Genomic DNA, 24,008 nt, shown 5'->3' with positions numbered 1-24,008 from the left:
CATTCTGCAGGGCTCTGACTCCGTCTATGCGTTTTTATATCAACAAACCGAATCGTGCCGTCTCTGCTGTAAATCAGCTTCCGGGAAGGAGTTCCCCTGCCGGAAAGCCGGACACGACCACAACCATATTATTATGATGAACTATAGAAAACGATTATCCATAAGCCTGCTGCTCGTACTGGGCATGGTACTGTCGGTTTCGGCAGCACCAAGGACAAAGGCTGCCATCAAGGCGGCAGCGGAGCAGGTGTTCAGTCAGTCGCCGACACTGCGGATGACCCGTGCACACAAGGACGACCTCAAACCGCTGCTGAAAAACAGTGCATACACCGTCATGGGTTATAAGAAGGGCGGTTTCGTCATCGTGGGCAACGACGACCTCGTACCGGCTGTCATCGCCTATTCGAACAGCACGTTCGACAAGAATACGAAGAACGAGGGCTTCAAATGGTATCTCGCTGCTGCCGAAGAGGCCATCAACGGCATTGTGAAGAGCGGCGTGCCGTGTAAGGTGGTGGTCCCCGACAAGAACAAGTATGCCGCTCAGGTTCCCGCCCTTGTCACGTCGCGTTGGGGACAGGAGAAACCTTACAACGACCTCTGCCCCCAGGCAACCTCTTCCGGTACCGGTAGCTGGCAGGGGTATGGCGGTACGGGAAGAGCCGTGACCGGATGTGTCGCTACCGCCATGGCACAGATCATGTACTACAACGGTTATCCGCAGAGTGGTACGGGTACACACTCCGTGAATGTCAAGCAGGCGGACGGAAGCATGAAGAAAGTGACCGTCAACTATGATGAGAGTGTCTATGACTGGGGAAACATGATCGACAGCTATAAAGGAAAGTACACCACGGCACAGGGCAACGCTGTGGCAAAGCTGATGCTCGACTGCGGCGTGGCTGCCGACATGATGTATGCTACCGACGGATCGGGTACTTACACGGAGAATGCCTGTGAAGGGCTCAAACGCAACCTGGGCTATCCCGAGACAACGCAGATGCTTCGGCGCAGCAGTTACAAAGAGGAAAGATGGATGGACATCATCTTCAATGAACTGAACGAACGCCGTGCCATCTTCTATACGGGCGTGGATCGCGGTAACGGCGGTCATGCCTTTGTACTTTGCGGATATGATGCCACCGGCAAGGTGTGGATCAACTGGGGATGGGAAGGTTCTTCCGATGGATTTTATGACATCAGTCTCCTGAATCCCGGTTCCTTTAAGTTTTCGGAAGGGCAGGATATGATCATCGGCTTTGAGGGCATACGAGGCGAGCTGGTCGAGGATACGGTCAATGTCAGTGAACCTGGCAAGCTGGCGTCGCTCGTCGAAGACTCTCTTTATGAAAGAATCTCCAAGCTGAAGGTGAACGGACTGATCAACTCGACGGACCTGCGTACCATCCGGCAGATTGCAGGATGCAGTATGGACGGAAAGATGCTTCGTAGTTCGCTGACGGAACTCGATCTCGGCGATGCTGAGCTGGTCGAGGGAGGTGAGCCTTACCTTACCGGCGGTATTCGGAAACTTGCAGGTAAGAAACATGAAATACCCGAAAAGGCGTTTTATGGCTGCCGACGGCTGCACAGACTTGTCCTTCCCAAGACGACGACAGCCATTGCCGACGGTGCATTGGGAGGTATGCCGCGGCTCGAGTCGGTGTCCATACCGACCGGTGACGACTGTGATTATGTCTTCGACGGAAAGATGCTGCTGACAAAGGACATGACAGAAATCATCTCTGTGATGCCTTATAATTCGGACGACTTCGCTGTCGGGAAAGGTATCACCAAGATTCATAACTATGGATTTGCCGGATGCGGCAACCTGACGAAGGTCACGCTGCCGGCTACGGTTGCGTCCATCGGTGACGAGGCTTTCGTCGGTGCCAACAGCCTTGCGGTAATCCGGATCTATGCCAAGAGCGTGCCGGCATTGGGACGCAGCGTCTTTTCCGACCTCAACAGAGAGTCCATCAAGTTGCAGGTTCCTTCCGGGACGAAGACACTCTACAAGCGCAGCGGTCAGTGGAAAGACTTCAATATCGTTGAGTTCGGTACTACGATCAAGGTGCGCAATACCACCAGGACCTATGGCAGCGAGAACCCGAAGCTCGGCTGGCAGATGAGGGGCGACTATGTAGAGGGCTTGCCTGTGCTGACTTGCGAGGCCACGCCTGCATCGCCGGTAGGCAAGTATGTCATCAGTGTCTCGCGTGGAACCATCAAGGAGGAGCAGGTAGAGTTTGTCAACGGCTATCTGTTTGTCCAGAAGGCTACGGCCAACCTCAGGGCGAAAGACGTGACTGTCGAGATAAAGCAGAAGCCTGTCTTCGATTACACGGTGGATGGGTTGCAGAACAATGAAACGACCGTAGAACTGACCGAAGCTCCTGTCTTCACCGTCAAGGACCACAACGGAAAGGTGGTAACCTCCTTCGATGTTCCCGGAGAGTACACCATTGAAGTCAGCGGAGGGGTTGCTGCCAACTACGTCTTCTCCTACTTCCCGGCGAAGCTCACCGTCAAGGATTCGACGAATGGCATCTCCGGTCCTGTCAGCAATGTTGTCGCTTTCGATGTCTATACACTTGACGGTGTCTGTGTTGCCAAGGGTGTCACCAGTCTCAATGGTCTCGCCAAGGGTGTCTACGTGGTCAATGGAAGGAAATGCGTTGTCAGGTAATCATCCCTTGCATGAGGGAGTTCCTTCTGACGTTATGTTTCGCTCCTCCTCCACTTAGTTCGTAGGGAATCCGATGTCCAGCCTTGAGCTGGCATCCATAGCAATTTTATAGGGGCATACGGCTCATGTGTCTGTTGATGACAGAGATGAAACGTATGCCCCTATTTGCAGGCTATTTGCAGGTGTTATGCAGCAAAATAGTGCAAAATAGTGCATTTTTGTGCAATACTTTGAATTATAAAAACAAATAATAGGATTAAATAAAGACGTGTAACTACCTGAAACAGCGGAAAGAGGGGGATTCGAACCCCCGAAACGCTTTAGGCGTTTACACGCTTTCCAGGCGTGCCTCTTCAACCGCTCGAGCATCTTTCCTTTATCAGTCACCATGCATGGAGGATGCGCACCGTAACTTTTCTGGAGTGCAAAAGTAGAGCTTTACTTTTACAATAGCGTAACTTTATATTATATTTTATAATTCTTTAAGGATTCAGTGTGTGGACATCCCTCCTTTTGATTCTGCTTTATTTGGGCCTGTTACTTAATTTTTAGGCCTCTTTTAGCTTATAATCTCAAAAAAATGACTAAATTTGCATTACCGAAATATGTTATTTCAAGCAATAAGAGGATTTTATGTTAGTCCGAGTTATGTCATCTTTCATTTTTGAATGGAACAGCAAATCATGACCAATCAAGAAAGACATAAAAGGCTGAATGCCTATTGGCAAATCTTTCAGAACAGCGAAACAGAGGAAGACAGTAAAGACATCTTTTCCTCTATTTATTCTCTATGTGTAAACGATTTGTTGGCTTATGGACAGAGTCTGGGGTTCGATATGAATTTGTGTGAAGATGCCATACATGACGTATTCTGTACCTTGTATCTTAAAAGGAAGGAACTGACGGAGGTGTGTAGTCTTCCGTCTTACCTCTTCCGGGCTTTCAGAAATAACATGTTGAATGTGTGGCGGAAGCACTCGAAACTATCCGAGACCGATATAAACCGGTTGCCTTTCACTACAGAAGTCACCGTTCTGGATACGATTATAGATGAAGAGGAGAAATCGGACATCAAGGAGATAGTAGAAGATTTGCTGAATACACTTACTGATCGGCAACGTGAGGCCATCTACTTGAGATATATGCAGAACTTGAGTTACGAGGAAATAGCAGAATTGTTAGATATCAGTCCCGGATCTGTAAGAAAACTTGTATATCGCGCTATCATGTGTCTACGAGAGGAGAGCCGTAAGTTAGGCAATCCGTTGACACTCCTTTTCCTTTTTCAGATTTTCATGAATCGAGCATAGACTTTCCGTTCGGTAAAATAATGTCCCCGACATTTGTCTATGCTCATTTTATATTATAGCAGTCCGGTTATATTATAGCAGTCCGGCATACAATCTCCTGTATAGGTTAGTCATTAACTCCTTGAGAGGGGCTTCCTGCTTCCAGCCTGCGTGCTGCTGCCTGCCACGTGTAGTGTTGTCGGCAAACACCAGTCGTGTGAACACTCAACACCTTGACAATATGATGCTGTTTTGCAGTTGAAAAGATGACAAAGTTGATTTGATGAGGGGGTTGCTGCAAACAATACAGAATTCCCTGTTCAAAGTAGATTCCGTATGGGAAATCATGCTATTTAATTTTAATCGGACAGCAACGATTTTATATACTGACTGAGAACTTATCTGTGTTTGTGACGCTTTACATATTGTAATGCATACAGATAGACCCCGGCCGTCCATCCCATCATCGGGGGCATATCATACTCCCCTTCGCTGGTTACACGTGTACTGCCTTCTACCACATTGTATTTTTCCCAAAGATTATGGGTCTGTGCGAAAATACGATTCTGCCCGTCTACATAGGTGTGTGCTAACCGATAGGCTTCAGTTGTCATGCCATAGTTCTCCAATCCCTTGATGGCGATATATTGCAGCGGAGCCCAACCGTTGGGGTAAGCCCACTGATAGGTGCCATGATAATCATTCTTTTCTGTTGCTGCTATCCCATAAGGGAATTCCAGTACTTTCAATGCGTGTCTGGCCACGGATCTGGCATTGCCCGCAGACAACACTCTGGAGAACAGCAGACTGAAGACAGCAGCAGACCTGACTGGTGAGAGCCGCCTGTTGACATAATCGTAATCATGATAAAGACAGTCTTTTGCATTGTACATATATTTCTGTATCAGACGCTTACGTCTTCTTGCAGCTTTCTCCCATTTCCCTGCCTTGAGCGGCATGCCGAGTATACGGCAGAAGCGGGCAAGGGATTGCTCGTAATAGAAAAGATTGGCATTCAGGTCCACAGGACAGAAATCCTCACACCTGTTTTCAAAACGTGGCGTGAAATCCCATCCCGACTCACACTCTGCACGTGCATGGGAAGCAAAGGTTGTTACTTCTCTTTCCGAGAGGCTGTCCAGTGCAATGTTACACTTCGTCCGGGACTTGGCATACTGTGCCATACCCCGGTCCTTCTGCTTGTCAATGACATCGTTGGAATAACGGTTCAGTCCGCAGGGTGTCATTCTATGCGTCATCCAGAATCTGTATTCTTTTTCCAGTGTCCCGAACATTCTCCCGAGCCATTCCTTGTCACCTGTCCTGGCATATATGTCCGCTACCATCATGCAAAGATAAGGTGGCTGAGAATTGTACCTGTACATATATCGGCTGCCATTGAACACCTTTCCAAAACGCTCCACTAAAGAAGCCAGGTTTTCGGTATTGTCAATAGCCCATTCAATGTGTCCATCCAGAAGCAGTCCTACATTCGTGAAGTAGGTGTCCCAGTAATACATCTCCTGGAAATGCCCGGAAATACAAGGTACAGTATAGGGCTTCGGAAGACCTATATGATCAGCCGAGTCTTTGGGATTGTATCGTAGTGTTTTCTTCCACGACTGCTGAATATAATCTTTCACATCTTGGCCCGGCGATTGTCTGTCCACATTCTGTGCTGCTACGTAGCCGCAATCCAACATCAGGGCGGTCAGGATTATAATAGTTCTGTTTTTCATTTTATGACCATGTTAAAGTTTTATTTTCGTCACCTCATAGGGATGCCTTGCAGCTGCATCTGCCGCCCATTGTGAAATCTGCACCTGCTGCGGTGTCATGCCTTTCGGTGCATACGGATTTCCTTCAACTTTTCTGCGGAACAGTACAGCAAACCAAGTGCAGGCGGCGGTATACCTTCCATAGAGCAAATCAAGATGAAATCCATCCCTGTTCATTGTGTCTCCACAGGACGACATACGTGCATTCTGGATGGCTGTTCCCGAAGGAATCAGCAGCGCAATAGGCTCTGTGCGCATAGCCTGCCCAGAGGCTCTTACGATTGCCCGATACATTTTCATCTGATTCTTACCATAGTTCTCATATCCCGCTCGTGTCGAATTCTGGGCATACGCCCAAGTCTGATGAAAAACAATCTTTGCCTTGGTTGGAACGTGCGCTCTGATATAAGCTATCAGAGCGTGAAGGTAAGGCTGGTAAGAGTCATAGAGCCCTGACAACTGGCTGGCCTGCTGTAGACTGATGTAGTCCCAGTCCTCATCAGCCAGTGCCTTGCTTAATGACATACTGTCGACCTGAACCCTATTCCCGAAAGCATCTATCTTCCGGTAACGATAAGCCCGGGCATCAGTCCTCATGTTCTTGGCATGTAATTCCAACGGACAACCTGGAATGTACATATTCCCGATGACGGTTTCTATCCCTTCTGCCGCAGCCAATTCATGCAGGTTCTGTTCCACGGCATCTTCAGAGAAGCTGTTGCCTATAGCCAATATCTTAACCGGAGTCCCGGCATTTATACGAGCCAGAACCAACAGCATAAACAGCAGACAATATAAACGTTTCATATATCCTTTGTATTTATTGATTATATCCCATACTCCTATGAGAGGCTGGTTCAGACAGAACCAGCCTCATGTCTATCAGTACACATCCTCAACCTTTACAACCCATGCTAAAGGTGAAGGCAGGTGGCAGATACTGAGAGGAGGAATATTGACAGTCAGTCTTCCTTTTCTTAAAGTAGTTGCAATCCTTCCCTTTGTCTCTCCCAGAAGGCTGGCACGTCCGGCCTTTGAGATACCGTCTATAACCACAGGTCCGTCAGGACATTCTGTGCCGATCACATACAGATTGCCATGTGCCCGGGTGAGGTAAACGTTGTTGTTCCTTACTGTCAGATTCCTGCATGGGTGTGAAGAGTAGATTGCTTCCCCATTGACCTCCAGCCACTTTCCCATATCCAGCAACCGTTCCTGCATGATGACGGGGATTAAGCCGTTTGCCTCTGGCCCTACGTCCAGCAGAAGATTTCCTCCATTGGCAACCGTCCGGACAAGCAGACGGATCAGATCCTTGGACGACAGATAATCCTCCGCACGTTCAAAGCGGTTGTAGCCATAGGAAGTCCCTATGCCACGGCTTTCTTCCCAGGGATGAGAAGCCTTGTCACCAATGCCCTCCTTCTGATGGACGAGGTTGTATTCTGTCGTATAGTAATCTCCATGCTTGCTACGCGTTTCATAGCCCCAGCGGTCATTGACTACGACGGAGTTCCTCACGGGAGATTCATCATACAGCCATGAAAGGAACTTACGGCTCTTGAGAGTCTCACTGTCATAGTCCCATTCTCCATCAGCGTAGATAACGTCAGGTTTGTATTTTACAACCAGTTCCTGCAACTGCGGAAGCATATGTTCATCGACCCATCGGCCGATCGTTTTCTTGTCATACAGCGGGTGCGACCACTCCAGCAAGGAATAATAGAAACCGAAGTGCATTCCCTGACAGGTCACAGCACGGGAAATGGAATCCATGATATCCATGTGTGGTCCCATGACGACGCTGTTCCAGTGGGGCGAATATCGGCTGTTCCAGAGACAGAAACCGTCATGATGCTTAGATGTCAGAACAACATAACGTGCCCCTGCTTTGCAGAAAAGCTTCGCCCAGTCGTCCGCATGGAAATGCTCCGCCCTGAACATCGGTGCGAAATCGGCATACTTGAAGTTCTTTCCATACGTACGGTTGTGGAAATCAGTGAACAGCTTGTTACCCGATTTCAGTCGCGCTTCATAGTGTTCGGCATACTTTTCATATACTCCTTTCACTTCTTTCACAGGGGCGTATGCTGGAACGGAATAGACACCCCAGTGGATGAATATGCCGAATTTAGCATCTGTCCACCACTTCGGTATCGGCCGTCTGTCCAGCTCGTCCCATGTCTTTATCTTGTCTTGTGCCCAGACTCCTGCCACGGGTAGCAGGAGTAACAGCATTGCAAGGCTTGCAATCTTAGTTTTCATATTTTTTTATTAAATCAATATTTCTCTCAACAAACTATACATCAGATGCCCTTTGCTTTCAGTATCTTCTCCATTTCACGTACCCAGATGGCATAGGCAGCAGGGGTATAATGCACGTTGTCCAATGCGTATTCCTTCTTCAACCGCTTTCCTTCTGTAAGCAAAGGGTTAAGGTCAATGCAAGGAAGTCCTTTCTCCCTGGCCAGACCGAAGAGGAAAGTATTCACACTGTCCATCATCTCCGTTTTGAAATTCTGCTCTTTCGGGTCTTGCTCTGTCGGATAGGTTACTGTATTAAGTACGACCTCAATGCCATGCGCCATCAGGCTGTCAACCAGTGAACGGAAATTCTGCTTGACTCTCTCCAGCGGTATTCCTGCACCAATATCATTGCAGCCTCCTTCAAGGAAACACAGACGTGGATGCCTTTGGATTACGTACGGATCGACAAGCCAGATGAAGTGTGAGGTGGTGAAACCGCCGAAACCTGCATTCGTGACATCAGTACGGTTCATTCTGAGATTCCAGTCACCTGCCATCTGTACACGCGAGTCACCGAAGACAACAATATCATGCTTTTCATCCTTAGGTGTCAGCCTGACGGTGTATCCTCCACCCGGCATCATCCGCAGATTTAGCTCGTCACCTGCGTGAACATCTTTTTTTTCCATGACATAGTCACTGCCTACTTTGTCGGCGTTGACACCGTCACTGACAATCTCTGCAACATACTCACGTCCCTTGTCAAGAAAGTCAAATCTGATGTGCTGGTCACGTGGCATCCAGTTTGTCATGCCCGCAACATACCATGTGTTGCCTTTCTTCCGAGCAATATTCACGTATTCTCCCACCTTGCTGTCCAGCGGTAATGTCTTGTCCCACACGGTAGGGATGCTCGCCAGAAACTTCGTGAACTGCGGTTCCTTCATATAGGCCGTTGGTGAATCGGCAAGCATCTGCAGCGGCGCATAATACACGACGTACATTGCCAGCTGCTGGCAGCGTGTTCCTTGGCTCATAGGCCGTTCCTTGATGATGCGCCATTCCTCCTGATTGTAGTTTGACATTGCTCCGGGCGTGTAGTCCATCGGTCCGGCAAACATTCTGATAAACGGGATTGTTACGGCTGTCTGTGGCGTCGCGCCGTCAGTGCCTGCAATTTTGTCCCATTCCAGCCCCTTCACTCCCTCTACATTGATACAGTTCGGATAAGCCCGCTCCATACCGTTCGGATGATAGGCTCCATGAAAGTTGACAAGCAGCTTATGTTTGGCTGCTTCCTTCAGCAGACGTTCCTCAAAGTCGACGACCAGCTGGTCGTCACGGTCAAGAAAATCGACTTTCAGTCCGGCTATTCCCCATTTCTCAAACTGTGCCAGAGCCTGTGGCATCTGTCGGTCCAGCGTATGCCATACGCACCATAGGAACAATCCTACACCACGGCTTCTGGCATAATCTGCCAGTTCCTGCATATTGATACTGTCACGTACTTTCAGCAAATCGAACTGATCTCCCCATCCTTCATCAAGATTCACATACTCAATACCATTTCTGGCAGCGAAGTCAATATAATATTTGTAGGTTGCAGTGTTAAAACCTGAACGGAAGTCAACGCCTGAAATGTTCAGTCCGTTCCACCAGTCCCAGGCGACCTTTCCTGGCTTTATCCATTGCGTGTCCGCCAGTCTTGTCTCTGGAGCCAGCAGATAGACCAGCTGGTTATTCAGAATATCCTTGTCTTTGGCTGCAAAAGCCACTATCCTCCACGGAAAAGCCCTGTTGCCTGATGTCCTGGCGATATAGTCTTCCGTACGCTTCACTACCAGGTTGAAGTTGTTGTATCCCCCAGGTTCAGCCACTTTCGGGAAACGGGCATGGCCAGTCGTCAGCGTGTTAGGTTGCGAAGAGTCCGGCTTCAGGCTCATACACGGATAGTCCATTACTCCAGATTCATGCAACAGAATGTTTACCCCGTCATCGGTCTTCACCAGCACTGGCATGCTTGAATAATTGTACTTCTGTCCACTGTCAGACACCTTCTGTATTCTGTAATCAGACTCTGAAAGCAGCGGATGGAAATAAGCTGTATAATTATCTTTGAATTGATAGTCTATCTTTTCATCTTTCACAATCAGATGCTTTCCCTTTCGTATTACAAATCTCCATGCAATTCCTTCATTGTAAGCCCTGAACACTATGGAGTAGTTGCCTTTACAGTCCAGCTGCAATTCATTATAAGATTCTGGAATGCTGGCGTTTATTCCGTATAAAGGAGATACTGTACGACGGACAGAGTGTCTGACTGTATTTCTTACTTTTACATTTTCTCCCAATACTTCCTGGGATATTTCCATAGCCACACATGGAATACGCAGATAACTAACTCCTCCATACATAATCCCGACTTCTGTCTTCTGATCTACAGAAATAACACCCCTGACTTTGCCATCAGGTGAGGCAAGGGTGTAATCTGCCGCTATGGAGGACATGGAGCAGAGACAGCAAAGAAGGGCGATGCCAATCGTCTTTTTCATTCTTTTTGTATTTTTTAGGCAACAGTCCCCTCCCAGCATCTAAAACAGAATGCTGGGTAGACAGGGAAACCGAGAGGGAGTTGCCGTATATTAGATTACTTGATGTTTACCTGAGTAATTTTATACTGTTTATTGCCATCATCACCATCATATGGTAATTTAATCCATGGCTTTCCTGCCTCGTCTACCATAGATATGTATAAGGTGTAGTTTCCTGTAACTGCATTTGCTGGAATAGTCAAAGATACATTTCTATTCAAGGTAGCATTGTCACTTCCTGACATTAAGTCCTGATGGTCAAACCCCAGATCAGTAACAGAGGTGACCTCTTTTCCATTGGAATCTTTTAACAGGAAATGCGGATAACAGGTAACCTGACAGTATCCTACTCCAGCATTCCTCACGGAATAGCTTATCTTCAGTGATTGTCCCCTCTGGATAAAAGTCGGAACAGAAATCTTCGGGAATTGAATCCTGTATCCCATTTTCAAATTCATCTGATTAACAATCTTGCGTACGTCCGCTTTCCTCAGATTTGATGGGGAAGTATGGATACGACAATAATTTGCATGAGCGTCAGTCATCTGTTTCAAATACCAGCCGTCGGGAAGAAGCCATGTGTCATCTTCAAGACCGATAATAGATTTCCCGTCATGGAACTTGTCAATGATAGATTTGTTATATGCCCTTCCTGGAGGATTAACAGAGGCATCTACGCCTATGCTATGGTCGTCAACTCCATACCCAAGAGTCTTTGCATAGAGGCAAGCTGCTTCTCCATGATCATCATTTATGAACAACTGTGTTTTCGGGAAGCACTTTCGCAGAAGATTGATATGTGCTTTCAGTTCTGTCTCGGTTGGTTCCACCCCAATCTGATAGCTGTTTCCTTCACCGACCCGTCCAATAGAGCCAAGTTCTATAAACTCAATTTTATCAGCACTGTAATGTGCTGCAACTGCTTTGTAAAAATTTTCCAGCTTTTCCAGCAAGATGGGGTCCCCATAATCCGCCATCCAGGAATCATCACTTGGATTATTGTTCCCATCAAGATAATGTCCTTTGGCACCGGCATCTTTCAACCACAATGGAGTTGCCTGCCTGTCTGGATTATCCCATAAAAAGTTTGTATAGAACTTAAATGCCAGCCGTTTCCCCTCTGAAAGCCAATAGTTGGCAGCATTATCAATGACTTTCCAGTTATACTGTCCTTCTTTAGGTTCCATCTTAGCCCAACTGACCCTGAAAGAGAGTATATCACAAGGAATCCAATTCAGGTTATCCGCTTTGTCGTTTCCGGTAAGAACGGGCACATCATCGAATGTGTAGTACATTTGATTCCATCCCATACCTGGGTTTGAAAGTCCCTTCTGATTGTCCTTTAGTTCTATCACTCCATTGCCTGGGGTAAGTCCTCTGCCATCTGGTCCAGAGGTCGTATCGCTTCCTCCACAGGATGTCATTATTACCAGGCAGGCAAATAGTGAGACCATATCATTCTTTTTCATTGTAATCATGTTTTAAGTTTCCTTTAATAGATATCTGCCCAGACGGTTGTTGCATAGGAATTCCACATACTCATACAACAACTATCAGACTTCTGTTTAACGTAAGTTCAGGAGAAGCCCCCCTGAACTCACGTTATTTGGATAATTCAATTGCCAGATGCATTATAACTGTCACCAGTGATTGTCCATCCTTTGGTATCCGTCAATATTTTATGTGCGTCTTTTCCGGCAGAAGAATAAACCAGAGAATTTGCCCCCAACTTCATATTGTTCGGAGTCTTGGCGTTTTCTGCCCAGCCTTTCAAGGTTGCATCATAATTCTTAGACTTCATGCCGCAGTTCGTCAGCATCTCCTCCATATTGGTTACTTTCTCCAATGTCCAGCTTCCCAGGCTTCGGTTAAATGCTGTTGCATGATTGAACATATATGACAGGTTCTCTGCATTGGGAAGTTCCCAGGAACTGATGTCCTGATTGAAACTGGTGGCATTCTCAAAGAAACCGGACAGATTAGCGGCATTCTTCAAGTTCCAGTTGTCAAGTGGCTGATTAAAGACTGTACAGCCTTTGAATATAGCTGACATCAGATAGCCCCCTTTCGTATTCCATGCATTGATATTCTGGTTGAATTTATAGCAGTATGCAAAAAGTTCATTCATATGCCACATCATGCTGACATTCCATTCTGCAAAGCTGGTATTGCCAACTAGATTCTCACAATGGTAGAACATATTATACATTTTACCGTCACACGCCGAAAAGTCGGGAACATCCGTTGCCGTAACATCCATATTACGGCACTGGGCGAACATACTTGCTGCAGAAGGCCACTTATTCACGCCCCAACGCTCTACTCTGATAAGTTTCAATCCGTCCAGAGCCGGAGCAGAATAGGTGTCAAAGATAAAGCCGAAAGGCTTCTCCGCATCTTTTGCCGTTATCCTTACACGATACATTCCTACAGAACCGAAGTCTATTGTCGGATAATTCGCTGGAGTAATATCGGAATATTCCTCCTGCCCCTTATGTGAAGACTTGCCGACCTCTTCCCACTTTACAATATAGCTGCCTGAAACAGGTAATGTTACAGAAGTGGAATTAGAGGTACCCTCATTGTCTGTTTTCCATACTGTGATGAACTCATTGGTCTCTATATTGACGGGTGCTGCGACGGTTACCACAATATTCTGCGTCTTTCCTTTCTGATCCCTGACGGTGATATTGGTAGAGCCGGACTTCAAAGCCTTTATCTTGACCGTATTTGAAATAACAGAGACTTCTGCGATGGAGTTGTCTTCAGCAACAGCCTCATATCCACCATTTCCCTGAGATATTGTCACGGTCGTGGAGTCACCATATTCAAGGTTGACAGCTGTATTGGATACGACAAGCTCTTTTAGGTTCTCATATACCGGATCATCTTCATTATTGTAACAGCTGTTAAACAGTATAACAAAAAAGAACAGGCATAATAAACTCCACAAAACTGACAGTTTTTGGTTATTATCTTTTTTCATTTTACATACTTTTTAATTAATACTCTGGGTTTTCTACGAGATTCTTATTATTAGAGATACGACTGGCCGTAATTGGGAAATAGTAATTCCGATTCTCAAAGACAGGAGGCGTGACACCATCATAATTTTCCAAGACCTTTACCTGATATTTACGGGTATTGTAATCCAGGATATAGCGCAATCCCGAACGGTTTACAGGAATGACATCCTTGGCAATCCTCCATCTTCTCAAATCCCAATAGCGGTGTCCCTCAAAAGCCAGTTCCACCTTACGCTCATGTCTGATCTGCTCACGGTTGACGGTACTTAAGGCTGCTATTCCGGCACGGGAACGGATTTTGTTGATTGCATCCAGCGCATCTGCGGTCTTGCCCAGTTCAAAGGCAGCTTCAGCATAATTCAGCAATACTTCTCCATAACGGAACAGAATATAGTCCGTACTGGAAGTAGCACGTTCGCCTGTATTGTCATGCGTCTCATCCAGATACTTCATCACGCCAAATCCCGTCCCATAACTATAATTGTCAATATACTGGTCACCAGCAGCTGCTACACCCTGATAAGCACCGTCCCCCTTGATGGTTCCGTCAGGAAGTATCAGACCGTTATGGAAGTCAACCTTTCTGTTCTGCCACTTGGTATCCTGCGTCCATATCGTTGCATAGAACCTTGGATCCTTGTTGGCCCACAGTTCATCCATTGACCAAAGCCTATTTTCCAGTGTTGTCTTGTCCAGTGTGCCTGGAGTTCCGTCAATATGCTCAAATGCTTCTGCCATTTCCAGATAAGGTGCATTCTGGTTTCCGGCACCCCACGCCTGTGGATGTGGACACTGGAAGAAGTCCCAGATCCATCCATTGCCGCCAGATGTTGTACGCTGTGTGGCATCATGCTGAATGACCATGATGTCTTCGCTGTTGTTCTTTTTCAGGAAGACGTTCTTAAAGTTCTGCGTCTTGTCTGCATCCCCGTCATAGAGACTGTATTCGCCCCAGTTCATTATCTGTTTGCAGGCATCGTAGCACTGCTGGTAATAGTCCTTAGCCAAAGAAGATTCTATGCCTAACAGCCCCCCCGACTGAACCTTACCGAACTGGGCAATACTACCGGCGTACAAGGCAGCCCTCGCCTTCAGTGCCATGGCGGCGCCACGACTTGGCCGTCCAAGTTCCGTATTTGCCCGCGCCGGCAGGTCTGTAACAATCTTATCCATCTCCGACAAGATGAAATCATAAACTTCCTTTTCCGTATTGCGAGATACATACAATTCGCTTTCAGGGTCTGTCGGCATCTGCGCCTTGAGGACAAGTGGTACACCGCCGTATCGCTTGACCATATAGAAGTAGTTGAATGCGCGTAGGAAACGAGCTTCTGCAATGCGTTCTTTCTTATATGCATCTGCAAAAGAAGATTTTTCCATTTTCTCCATGAATTCATTAAGAATGCGGTTTACCTCATAAGCGTCCTCCCACCATTCAAGAATTCCACCAGAGTTGGATATGCCAGAACCTTTTACAGTGCTGGACTGTCCTTTTATCCAGTTGCTGACACTTTCATCAGCAATCTCATTAATGATAAATGGGCCGTTCCAGTCATCACTTGTCGTTTCCCAATACCCGTTTTTAGGGTTGTTGAGGCGGGGACACTCATTGATCATCACACACATCTGTGTATATGCCTGCGTCAATTTAGCATCAGCCAATGTCTTGTCAGTATAGACCTGAGAATCAGAAATTATATTCAAAGGTTCCCTGTCAAGAAGATTGTCAGTACAGGAGCTGAGCACAAGTACTGAAGCTGATATAAACAGAATATTTTTCAAACTCTTCATGTTCTTTTCTTTTAGAATGAAACATCCAACCCGAATGAAATTGTCTTATTCAGAGGATATGACCGTCCTGTTTCACCAGAAGGAGCCTCCGGGTCAAAATTATATTTGTTCAATTTACTGAACGTTAACAGATTATATGCTGATACATTCAGTCTCAATGTCTGTAAACCTAATTTGGAAAGAAGTCTCTCAGGAACAGTATATCCGATTGTCAATGTCTTTAAGCGGACATAATCTGACTTGACAAAATTATTTTGTGTAACGTAACTGTTGGTAGGAGCACCACTCAGTCTTGGAATTAAAGCATTGGGATCATTGTTGTCTTTTGTCCATCGTTTATCATAGACAAAGGAATAGTAGTTCTCTCCTCCGGAGAAGATTAATTTCTTATAGAATCCGAAAGCTCCTTGGAACAACATGGACAAATCAAATCCCTTATAGCTGAGATTAAAATTAAGTCCCATCATGTAATGAGGAACGGTCCCCTTGCCGATAACAGCCTGGTCCCGCCAGTCGATTGTACCATCATTGTTCCTGTCGACAATGATGAGGTCACCAGGTCTTAGTCTGCCGTTTCCACCAGGATAAGAATAAGCAAGATTATCTATCTGCTCTTGGGATGTGAACAGTCCGTTGGAAATATATCCTATAGTTCTATCCACCCATTTTCCGGAATTCTTCGAGAGACGTATCTGGTCAGGATCGGTATAATCAGGCTCCTCATAATGGATCCATTTAGAACGGGAACCAGAGAAGTTAGCTTTGACATCATAATAAAGGTCATGGAAATGTCCGGCTGTACCCAGCTCCAGTTCCCATCCTCTTGTATCCTGACTGTTCAGATTCTCCAACGGAAGTGTTGCACCGAACGTATTCGGCAAGGATATATTGCGTCGTGCAAGGATGCCGGAACGTTTACGATAAAACATTTCAAAAGACCCATAGATCATACGGTGATTATAGGAGAAATCAATACCCGCATTGGAGATATGCATACGTTCCCATGTCATGTCCGGGTTGGCAAGTCCTGTAGATTTAATGCCATTTGTAGAGGTGTTACCCAGCAAATAAGTCATTTCATAGAGCTTGTAGCCGGAAAGATACTGGAAATCGCCTATGGCATCATTACCCATCTGTCCGTAGCTCAGACGAAGTTTCAAGGCATCGAACTTCATGTCTTTCATGAATTTTTCCTGGTCGATTCTCCACCCGACCATGACACCAGGGAAACAGCCCCATCGGTGTCCCGGAGCAAAGTGGGCTGACGCATCAGCACGGAGGATGAGTTCCAGCAGGTACTTGTCTGCATAAGAATAATTCAGACGTCCCACATAGCTGGCACGACCGTTCTCTGATGCACTGCCATTGTTACGTGCCGTCATCGTACTTCCCATAAACATCTGGTCAATTGATGAAGTAAGAAAGTCCGTTCTTCCAGCACTCAATTCATCACTTTTCGTATCAACACTCTCGAAAAGGGCCATTGCCTTTATGCGATGCAGCTTGGCAAACAGCTGCTCATAGTTCAGTGAGAATTGAGAAGTTATGACCTGGGAATAGCCTTGCGTCTGATCGAGTGAAGCCTTATTGTAGTAAGTTCCTTGAAGGTTATACTTGTCATTCTCGTAATTATACGTATAAAAAGAGACTGGCTTATGGAAGATCTTCGTCGGATAATCAGCTTTGGCATAGTTTATGAAAGCTTTGAAGGAAAGCCCCGGAACATACTTGAAGTCATAGGTCAATGTTCCCGATATATTCGTCAGGTAGTTCTTTGAACGGCTATATCCAGTAATATCTCTGTCTGCTACCAAATGCACGCCACCCGTTCCGCCGCCACCGGCATAAGAGTGATACTCAGGGTTAGGGAAACTTGCAGGATAAGTGGGCAGCGTCTGCCAGAAATAGCCCCATAGACTTGCCGTTCCGGAATAAACATTTGTCGATGGATAATTCCTGTCATCAATGTTTTCGGCAACAGACAGCTGGATCTTTATCCGGTCCGTTACCTTTGCATCCAGATTGGTCTGGAAGGCATAACGCTGATAATTGCCGAAATTGGTTTTGAAGATACTTTCTTGCTTGGTATAACCAAAATAACTGTAATAAGAGAATCGGTCACTCCCGCCGCGAATGGAAGCATTGTACTGCAGCATAGGCGCCCAGTTCCGTATAATCTGGTCATACCAGTTCGTGTTTGGATATTGAGGATCTGTCCCGTCATAGTATTTCTGTACCTGCTCCTCTGTAAAAGGCGGTGTCTGTGCCGTATGCTCTCCATTTGCATTGTAGAACTCTTCCCGTTTCAATTCTGCATACTGACCAGCCGATACGGTCTTCGGCATGGCAGTGACACTTTGTAGGGTCAGCGTAGTTCCGGCTGTAATGGTCGGCTTGCTCTGATTGCCACGCTTTGTCGTAATCAGGACAACGCCATTACCGGCACGTGATCCGTAGATGGCACTGGAAGCATCCTTCAGGATGGAAATGGACTCTATCGTGTTAGGATCGATGTAACGTGCGTCACGCTCTACTCCATCCACGATGAAAAGAGCATTTCCGAAGCCGCGGATACTCAGCGTCGCATTGTCGCTGCCCGGGATGCCATAGGTCTGTGTCGTGATCAGACCCGGCACACGACCCGTCAGCATATTGGAAGCACTCACCTGCGGCGTGACTGTCAGGTCTTTGGATGACACCATGGAGATGGAACCTGTCAGGGATTCACGCTTTTGGGTTCCGTAACCCACCACGACAACATCATTCAGCGTATTGTCGTCAGCCTTCATTATTATGTTCAGTACATTCTTGCTGCCGACTGTGATATACTGTGGCTTCATTCCAATATAGGAAATGGTGATTACATCACGTGGAGATACATTGTTCAGGATATAGTTGCCGTCCATGTCAGTCACCGCACCGACAGTATTCTTTCCGTTGACTTTCACGGTCGCACCGATGACAGGCTCATTGTTCTCGTCAACAATCCGCCCCCTGATGCTGTGCTTCTCCGGAGTCTGCTGGGGCTGAGGTACCATGACGGCATCAGCAGCATGCGGATTTCCGTTCTGTTTCCGGAACAAGGTCACCTGCTTGCCCATTCTCTTATAAGAGATGTTTGTATTGGAAAAAAGACGGTTAAGGACTGCATCTATGTCTTCATTGACCACACGCAGTGAGACTTTCCTGTTCAGTTCGTTCTTCACGTCGCTATTGTAAACGAATACATACCCTTCTGACCGTTCTATTCTGTCAATGATGCTCCTGACTGTAGTATTGTTCACTGTCAGCGTGACCGTCAGGTTCTGTGTCCCCAGCTCCCGTGCAGGAATATCCTGGATACATGAGAACAACAGCAAAAGAGAATAAAATGTAACTTTTGCTATTTTTCCATAACAACGGCAAGAGTTGCTGTGAAAAGTAGATTTAGATTTATACATTTGCATTTGTAATAGATAAAAATTGAATGATATTGATTGTTCAATGTTTTTCGATTGTTCTGGTCAGGCGTGTCGCATCCACAGCCTGACCTTTTCCATGTTCCGATGTCACTTCATAGGCATTGTTTCCTTCCTTTTCTAACAAGTTTAACCATATTCTTCTCTCGTGTGTAGGCAGACGATGTCAGCAGGGCTATGGATGAAAGGATGTCGTCAACATTATCCGACAGGTAGAGCTTGCCACTGACTTTCTTGTCATTGAGTCCGGAATCCACTTCTGCAAAGCGAATGTCATAGCAACTGCTGACTTTTTTCAGGACTTCACTTACCGGCGTATCATTGAAGGACAGGTAGTTGTCCTTCCAGCTTACGTAGTCGGAAACATCGACTGTCCGCTTGGACAGTCGTCCGTTCGCAAGAGAGACCCGCTCGCTGGGCAAAACCATCATGCTGCCGTTTCTGCGGGTATCAACCTGCACCTTGCCACGTACCAGCACGACAGCTGCTTCGCGCTCACGGCTGTATGCCGTGACATCAAAGCTGGTACCTTTCACCGTCACATCCATACAACTTGTATGAATGATGAAAGGCTGCTGTGGATTCTTCGTCACATCAGCAAAAACCTCTCCGTCCACATTCACATCACGCGTACTTCCTGCGAACTTTGTGGGGACTTCTGCTTCCGTACGTGAGTTCACCCACAGTTTTGTTCCGTCAGCAAGCATGATGGCAATGCGCTTTCCTGCGGGCACGTATAGGTGGCAGGTCTTTCCGCTGACGGACCCTGACTTACCATAGATAACCTTTCCGTCCGTTACGGTCAGTTCCCCGAGATGTCTGAAAGTGAGACGTTTCCCGTCTACCAGCAATTCCACATCCTTGCTTTTCCGCATCTCCCGTAACAGTTCTTCCGTATTCACTCTCCTGTCTTCGGACAACAGAGTATAGGCCTGTTCCGCGGATGGCTTCATGTAATGTACATAACCGAAGTACAGGGCCGGCACGAACAACAACAGGAACACAGCTGCCACAGCTGCAATCCTCGAGATACGCAGGATGCGGGCATTGTGCTGTTTCGCCGAAAGCGTCTTCTGTATTCTTTCCAGCAGGACATCCGTGCCAGCATAGTGGGCATCGTTTATCCGTAGACTGTCACTGATGCGGACAGCCTCGTCGAACTCCGCCTTCAGTTCTGGATGGCAGACAACAAAGTCATTCCAGAAATCATCCAGCTCCTGTGTCTGGAGCAGACGCCACATTATGAACTTCCTGTCCTTCAGACGAAAGAAATCCATACTGCTGTTTATCTTGTCATAGTCAGAACTCTTCATAGGCACTTTGTCGTTTTTATCATTAAGACAAAATGGAGTCGTATTTGTGGACAGCAAGTGTAAGGAAATGCCATTATTTATACTTCTTTAACCAGAATCTCTGTTACAGGAAGGGTAAGTGGCGGGATATATTCCGGCCCCATGGACTATGCTAAGCTGATGTTTAGTGGAATAAGATGAAACTGCAGTTCTGAAAAGCAATGACAGTAAGCATGGCAAGAGACAGACAAGGTTGTTTCCTGTCAGTCGCAGACATTATCTGATACAAGGGCAGTCACCAATCGTAACGGGCTGAGACACCAGTGGTGATAGGTACGAACTCTGACTGTGATGGAGGCCCGATTCATTGGTTTTGAAATGTTTATCTGTGGAGTGAAGACCGGCATGAAGACGGGAGCTTAGAGGCTACATCATCTCGGTATCGACAATGTCGTCCGTAGCAGTATTCTTGCCGAAGCCAACCGGTGTCGTCCGCAGGAGGCCTTTACAGGTTTATGCGTAACAGCTTGAATGCTGCAATCCGTCTTCAGCGGATGGCAAAAAAAGAGTATATTCCGCCGAGGTGGAACATACTCTCCTTGTTTATCCTGAAAACTGAGACAGAAATGTCAGATAGCAATCACTGCTACACTAGGCACTTTTGTCTCTGTTACCCTGAAAATCTTTGTTTCATGATATTTGTCTGTAAACAGTCAATAAAATCACTTCAAATAACTAAAACCGAATGTAACCAAATAACTAAAATCTAATTTACATATTCACTATTAACAATCTTTATTTTCAACGTACAGACAGACACCTGTACTTGAGTGTCGCTTGCCATTTCTTGCCGTTCAGTCTCTCAGCTTGAAGACAGCTGCAGAAACGCCGCCCATCCTTATGTCCAGACTGCCTTTCTCCGGCTTGCATGAAGCCTTTCCCACGAGAGAAACGGTACTTCCTTTACAGAAAGAGATGGCTGGGAGGTTCACACGGACGGAAGCACTGCTTGGATTTACGGCGATTATGTAGGTTTCATCACCTGCACTGCGCTGATAAACCAGTGGGTAAGGCTTGTCTACATCGCTCAGAAGCCGCCAGTCACCCGTGTTGCCCAGAGCTGCTGACGACTGTCGGAGTGCCACCAGTGAGCGCACGAAGTTCAGCACCGAATGTCTGTCTTTCTCTTCTTCTGACACGGTAATCCTTCCTCCATCCGTTGCCACGGGGAAATAAAGCTGTTCCGGACGACAGGTGGAGAAGCCAGCCGTAGGACCCGGTGCCCATTGCATAGGTGTACGATTCCCCGAGCGTTCATTGCTTCCTTCCTTGCTCGGCAAATCACGCTGGGAAATCATGCCGATTTCGTCACCATAATATATAAAAGGTATGCAAGGCATGGTCAGGAGGAATGTAAATGCGACTTTCAGCTGGTCGGGCGTATTGCGTGTACCTATGTTCATACGCTGGAAATCATGATTGGCTGTCGGCAGGGCAATGTATCCCAGACTGCGTGTCTTGGCATAAGCTTCGGAAAAGTTCTCGATGAATTCCTTTACTATGCCTTTGCCCGACTTGTCGAAGTAGCAATAGGGGTAAGAATGACGCTCGCCGAATGGAGTGTCTTTTGCAAAGAACAGAGAAGGGTATCCTGGAATTCCGAAGTGCATCATGAAGTCGATATTGAAACCATCGGGGATAGCTTCCGTCGGTCTCGACCACTCTGAGATGAGGACACACTCCGGGTAATACCAGTCTTTCCACTGCCGCATCTCTGTCCACAACTTCTTCAGTTCGCTTCCGTCATAGTCATTTTTCACCAACGACTGTGCCATGTCTACGCGGAAGCCGTCAATGCCTTTGTCCATCCAGAATGCCATGATATTGCGCATCTCTCGCCTTACCGCCTGCGGTCCTGGCGCATCAACGCTCTGTTCCCACGGATGGTTCGGGTCAGGATGGGCATAACCGTAGTTCAATGCCGGCTGACAGGCAAAATAATTCTTCAGGTAGTATCTTGCACGGGGAGCATCCGCATCAACGAACTTACCACGTGTACTAGAAGTTGGATCAGGATCCTGCTTGCGCAGTTCGATGTCTTTTCTGTCTTGGTCAGAAATGCTGTCGGTCCAGATATAATAATCGCTGTAACGCAGGTTGCGGTCTTTCCCCATCGATTCCCTGAACCATGCGCACTTGTCACTCGTATGCCCGGCTACAAGATCAAGACAGACCTTGATTCCCCGCTTATGCGCCTCCCGGACAAGTGTGACAACATCACTGTTCGTACCAAAACGAGGGTCAACCTTATAGAAATCAATGACATCATACCCTCCGTCAAACCACCCCGACTCAAAAATAGGATTCAGCCATAAGGCATTCACCCCTAACGATTGAATGTAATCGAGCCGCAGGATAATTCCTCTAAGATCACCGATGCCGTTTCCATCAGTATCCATGTAGGAAGAAGGATAAATCTGATAGAACACGGCTTTTTCCAACCATTTGGGACCGCAATCCCTGGCACATACGTTCAATGAGAGCAGGGAAGTAAAGAGCAGTACGATAAGTTTTTTCATTTTCATTGATTTTGATAAGATTCTTGATTTGATAAAGAGACAATGGTTTAGCCGATTTGTAGACACTTCCGGAAAATATTAGCAGTATTTAGCAAATTACAAGAAGAAGTAACTGTTCGGCGAGCAGTGCTGTTGTTGTTTGCATGATTTGGACAGCTCCGTTTTTATTTCCCGGACAAAGTCCGACTTACGGAGTGTCCTTTGACAAGCGTGTTGATAAGTCGTAGGCGAGTGAATTATACGAATTCTTTCAAACGAGACGGCATCTCCGGCAGAGCCTCTAAGAGGATTACTTGCTGCTGAAACGTTACTCGTACATGACACATGAAAAGTCTCTGTCCTGTAGTTCTGTTATACTGGGTGCATTTGATGTTCAATTGATTTGAAAGAATAACCTTTTGTATGTTACCCGCCCATCTGTTGCTGTCTGACAGAGGATTTATGGTGCTGTCTTGGCAGAGAAGAGCATACGGAGATTGTAGGGATGACGATGGAGACAGGCGGGTGTTCCGGACCGGGCGGGCAGCATGGCTGATAGAGATTTCGGTAAGGGAGGTTTTTCTTTATTTCCTGCACTTGTCTCAACTATTTTTTATAATTTTGCCGCGTCATGAGATATACTGTCAAATGCAACCAGTGCGGTCGCGACTTCGTGGCTGAGACTGAAAGGTATGGGACGATGAAATATCGTTGTCCTTATTGTGGTAATGTGCTGAAATGCAGGTTTGATGAGCCGGAGCCGTTGCGGACGCACGCACGGTCTGTCATTCCTTTGGCTGCATCCACACCCGTCGGGGCAAAAAAAGCCGGCTCGCTTCCCACGGTCTCAACCCATCTCATCAGTGCCCCCTCAAAGGAGAAACTCGCTGAAATGCGTGCCAAGTTGCTTGATGCTTCCCAACGTGCTCTTCATGCCTCTCTGCAGGCCGGCGAGACATTGAAGAATGCCACGGAGACGACCAGCGAGTTCGTTGCAAGGTCGTCCTCACGGCTTCGCCGTTTCCAGGAGAAGTATGCTGATGGTGACCTCTGGATATTCTTCGGCTTCAGCATTCTTTTTATCCTTTCGGTTTTCATCGGCCTTTTTCTGTGTGCCGAGATTGTCAAGCTCCTTGCTGAAGGGCACTCATGGCTGTTCAAGAATTATATAGAGGTGAAGAACGCACTTTAGAAAATCCTGCTCCGATGCTTTCCCGGCCTTTCCAAAGAGCGGAATGTGCTTGCAGGCAGGGGAGGGCTTTTCCATCACCGGCTGCTGCGTCCCTCAC

13 protein-coding genes and 1 tRNA gene are annotated in these 24,008 nt (G+C 46.9%); 3 read left to right on the top strand and 11 right to left on the bottom strand.

The features are described 5' to 3' along the window. The first annotated feature begins 133 nt into the window (after nt 1-133). Nucleotides 134-2,689, top strand: a complete 2,556-nt coding sequence (locus DYH27_RS05815; RefSeq protein ID WP_029216498.1) for a C10 family peptidase — start codon at nt 134-136, stop codon at nt 2,687-2,689. A gap of 287 nt (nt 2,690-2,976) precedes the next feature. On the opposite strand, the gene DYH27_RS05810 is transcribed toward DYH27_RS05815, so the two are convergent. Then, a tRNA-Ser gene (locus tag DYH27_RS05810) sits at nt 2,977-3,064 on the bottom strand. Between the two features lie 293 nt (nt 3,065-3,357). Here DYH27_RS05810 and DYH27_RS05805 point away from each other — a divergent pair. Beyond that, the gene (locus tag DYH27_RS05805; RefSeq protein WP_025067811.1) at nt 3,358-3,999 is read left to right on the top strand and encodes an RNA polymerase sigma factor; all 642 of its coding nucleotides are present in this window, start codon (nt 3,358-3,360) and stop codon (nt 3,997-3,999) included. 377 nt (nt 4,000-4,376) lie between these two features. Here the strand turns inward: DYH27_RS05805 and DYH27_RS05800 are convergent, their stop codons facing one another. From DYH27_RS05800 to DYH27_RS05755, 10 genes are all read right to left on the bottom strand, one after another. After that, nucleotides 4,377-5,717 carry a trehalase family glycosidase gene (locus tag DYH27_RS05800; protein WP_025067810.1) on the bottom strand — a complete coding sequence of 447 codons (1,341 nt, stop codon included), beginning with the start codon at nt 5,715-5,717 and terminating at the stop codon, nt 4,377-4,379. A gap of 12 nt (nt 5,718-5,729) precedes the next feature. After that, nucleotides 5,730-6,563 (bottom strand): DUF4886 domain-containing protein, encoded by an 834-nt coding sequence (locus DYH27_RS05795; RefSeq protein ID WP_025067809.1) that lies wholly within the window; start codon nt 6,561-6,563, stop codon nt 5,730-5,732. A 75-nt stretch (nt 6,564-6,638) separates the two neighbouring features. Then, nucleotides 6,639-8,021 carry an alpha-L-fucosidase gene (locus DYH27_RS05790; protein WP_025067808.1) on the bottom strand — a complete coding sequence of 461 codons (1,383 nt, stop codon included), beginning with the start codon at nt 8,019-8,021 and terminating at the stop codon, nt 6,639-6,641. A gap of 41 nt (nt 8,022-8,062) precedes the next feature. Then, on the bottom strand, nt 8,063-10,555 hold the full coding sequence (locus DYH27_RS05785) for a glycoside hydrolase family 97 catalytic domain-containing protein (protein WP_029216497.1): 2,493 nt from the start codon (nt 10,553-10,555) through the stop codon (nt 8,063-8,065). Nucleotides 10,556-10,650: 95 nt separating this feature from the next. Then, nucleotides 10,651-12,063 (bottom strand): DUF4832 domain-containing protein, encoded by a 1,413-nt coding sequence (locus tag DYH27_RS05780; RefSeq protein ID WP_025067807.1) that lies wholly within the window; start codon nt 12,061-12,063, stop codon nt 10,651-10,653. A gap of 146 nt (nt 12,064-12,209) precedes the next feature. Next, a complete protein-coding gene (locus DYH27_RS05775; RefSeq protein ID WP_244595148.1) occupies nt 12,210-13,547 on the bottom strand; it encodes a BspA family leucine-rich repeat surface protein in 1,338 nt (445 codons plus the stop codon). Between the two features lie 49 nt (nt 13,548-13,596). Beyond that, a complete protein-coding gene (locus DYH27_RS05770) occupies nt 13,597-15,411 on the bottom strand; it encodes a RagB/SusD family nutrient uptake outer membrane protein (RefSeq protein ID WP_025067805.1) in 1,815 nt (604 codons plus the stop codon). Nucleotides 15,412-15,422: 11 nt separating this feature from the next. Beyond that, entirely contained in the window at nt 15,423-18,770 is a 3,348-nt protein-coding gene (locus DYH27_RS05765) for a TonB-dependent receptor (protein WP_244595146.1), read from the bottom strand. A gap of 194 nt (nt 18,771-18,964) precedes the next feature. Beyond that, a complete protein-coding gene (locus DYH27_RS05760) occupies nt 18,965-20,182 on the bottom strand; it encodes a FecR family protein (RefSeq protein ID WP_013671081.1) in 1,218 nt (405 codons plus the stop codon). Nucleotides 20,183-21,015: 833 nt separating this feature from the next. Beyond that, a complete protein-coding gene (locus tag DYH27_RS05755) occupies nt 21,016-22,740 on the bottom strand; it encodes an alpha-amylase family glycosyl hydrolase (RefSeq protein ID WP_025067803.1) in 1,725 nt (574 codons plus the stop codon). A gap of 610 nt (nt 22,741-23,350) precedes the next feature. Between DYH27_RS05755 and DYH27_RS05750 the strand changes: the two genes are divergently transcribed. Continuing rightward, on the top strand, nt 23,351-23,911 hold the full coding sequence (locus DYH27_RS05750) for a hypothetical protein (protein ID WP_025067802.1): 561 nt from the start codon (nt 23,351-23,353) through the stop codon (nt 23,909-23,911). Nucleotides 23,912-24,008 lie beyond the last annotated feature (97 nt).

The organism is Prevotella denticola, assembly GCF_900454835.1.
GTDB classification, from domain to species: Bacteria; Bacteroidota; Bacteroidia; order Bacteroidales; family Bacteroidaceae; genus Prevotella; species Prevotella denticola.
The sequence above is the reverse complement of the archived record's forward strand: the minus strand, read 5'-3'. Positions and strand labels throughout refer to the sequence as shown.

Coding starts and splice junctions, on each gene's coding strand:
- DYH27_RS05815 (WP_029216498.1), top strand. CDS start 134: ATGATGAACTATAGAAAACGATTATCCATAAGCCTGCTGCTCGTACTG.
- DYH27_RS05805 (WP_025067811.1), top strand. CDS start 3,358: ATGGAACAGCAAATCATGACCAATCAAGAAAGACATAAAAGGCTGAAT.
- DYH27_RS05800 (WP_025067810.1), bottom strand. CDS start 5,717: ATGAAAAACAGAACTATTATAATCCTGACCGCCCTGATGTTGGATTGC.
- DYH27_RS05795 (WP_025067809.1), bottom strand. CDS start 6,563: ATGAAACGTTTATATTGTCTGCTGTTTATGCTGTTGGTTCTGGCTCGT.
- DYH27_RS05790 (WP_025067808.1), bottom strand. CDS start 8,021: ATGAAAACTAAGATTGCAAGCCTTGCAATGCTGTTACTCCTGCTACCC.
- DYH27_RS05785 (WP_029216497.1), bottom strand. CDS start 10,555: ATGAAAAAGACGATTGGCATCGCCCTTCTTTGCTGTCTCTGCTCCATG.
- DYH27_RS05780 (WP_025067807.1), bottom strand. CDS start 12,063: ATGAAAAAGAATGATATGGTCTCACTATTTGCCTGCCTGGTAATAATG.
- DYH27_RS05770 (WP_025067805.1), bottom strand. CDS start 15,411: ATGAAGAGTTTGAAAAATATTCTGTTTATATCAGCTTCAGTACTTGTG.
- DYH27_RS05760 (WP_013671081.1), bottom strand. CDS start 20,182: ATGAAGAGTTCTGACTATGACAAGATAAACAGCAGTATGGATTTCTTT.
- DYH27_RS05755 (WP_025067803.1), bottom strand. CDS start 22,740: ATGAAAAAACTTATCGTACTGCTCTTTACTTCCCTGCTCTCATTGAAC.
- DYH27_RS05750 (WP_025067802.1), top strand. CDS start 23,351: ATGAGATATACTGTCAAATGCAACCAGTGCGGTCGCGACTTCGTGGCT.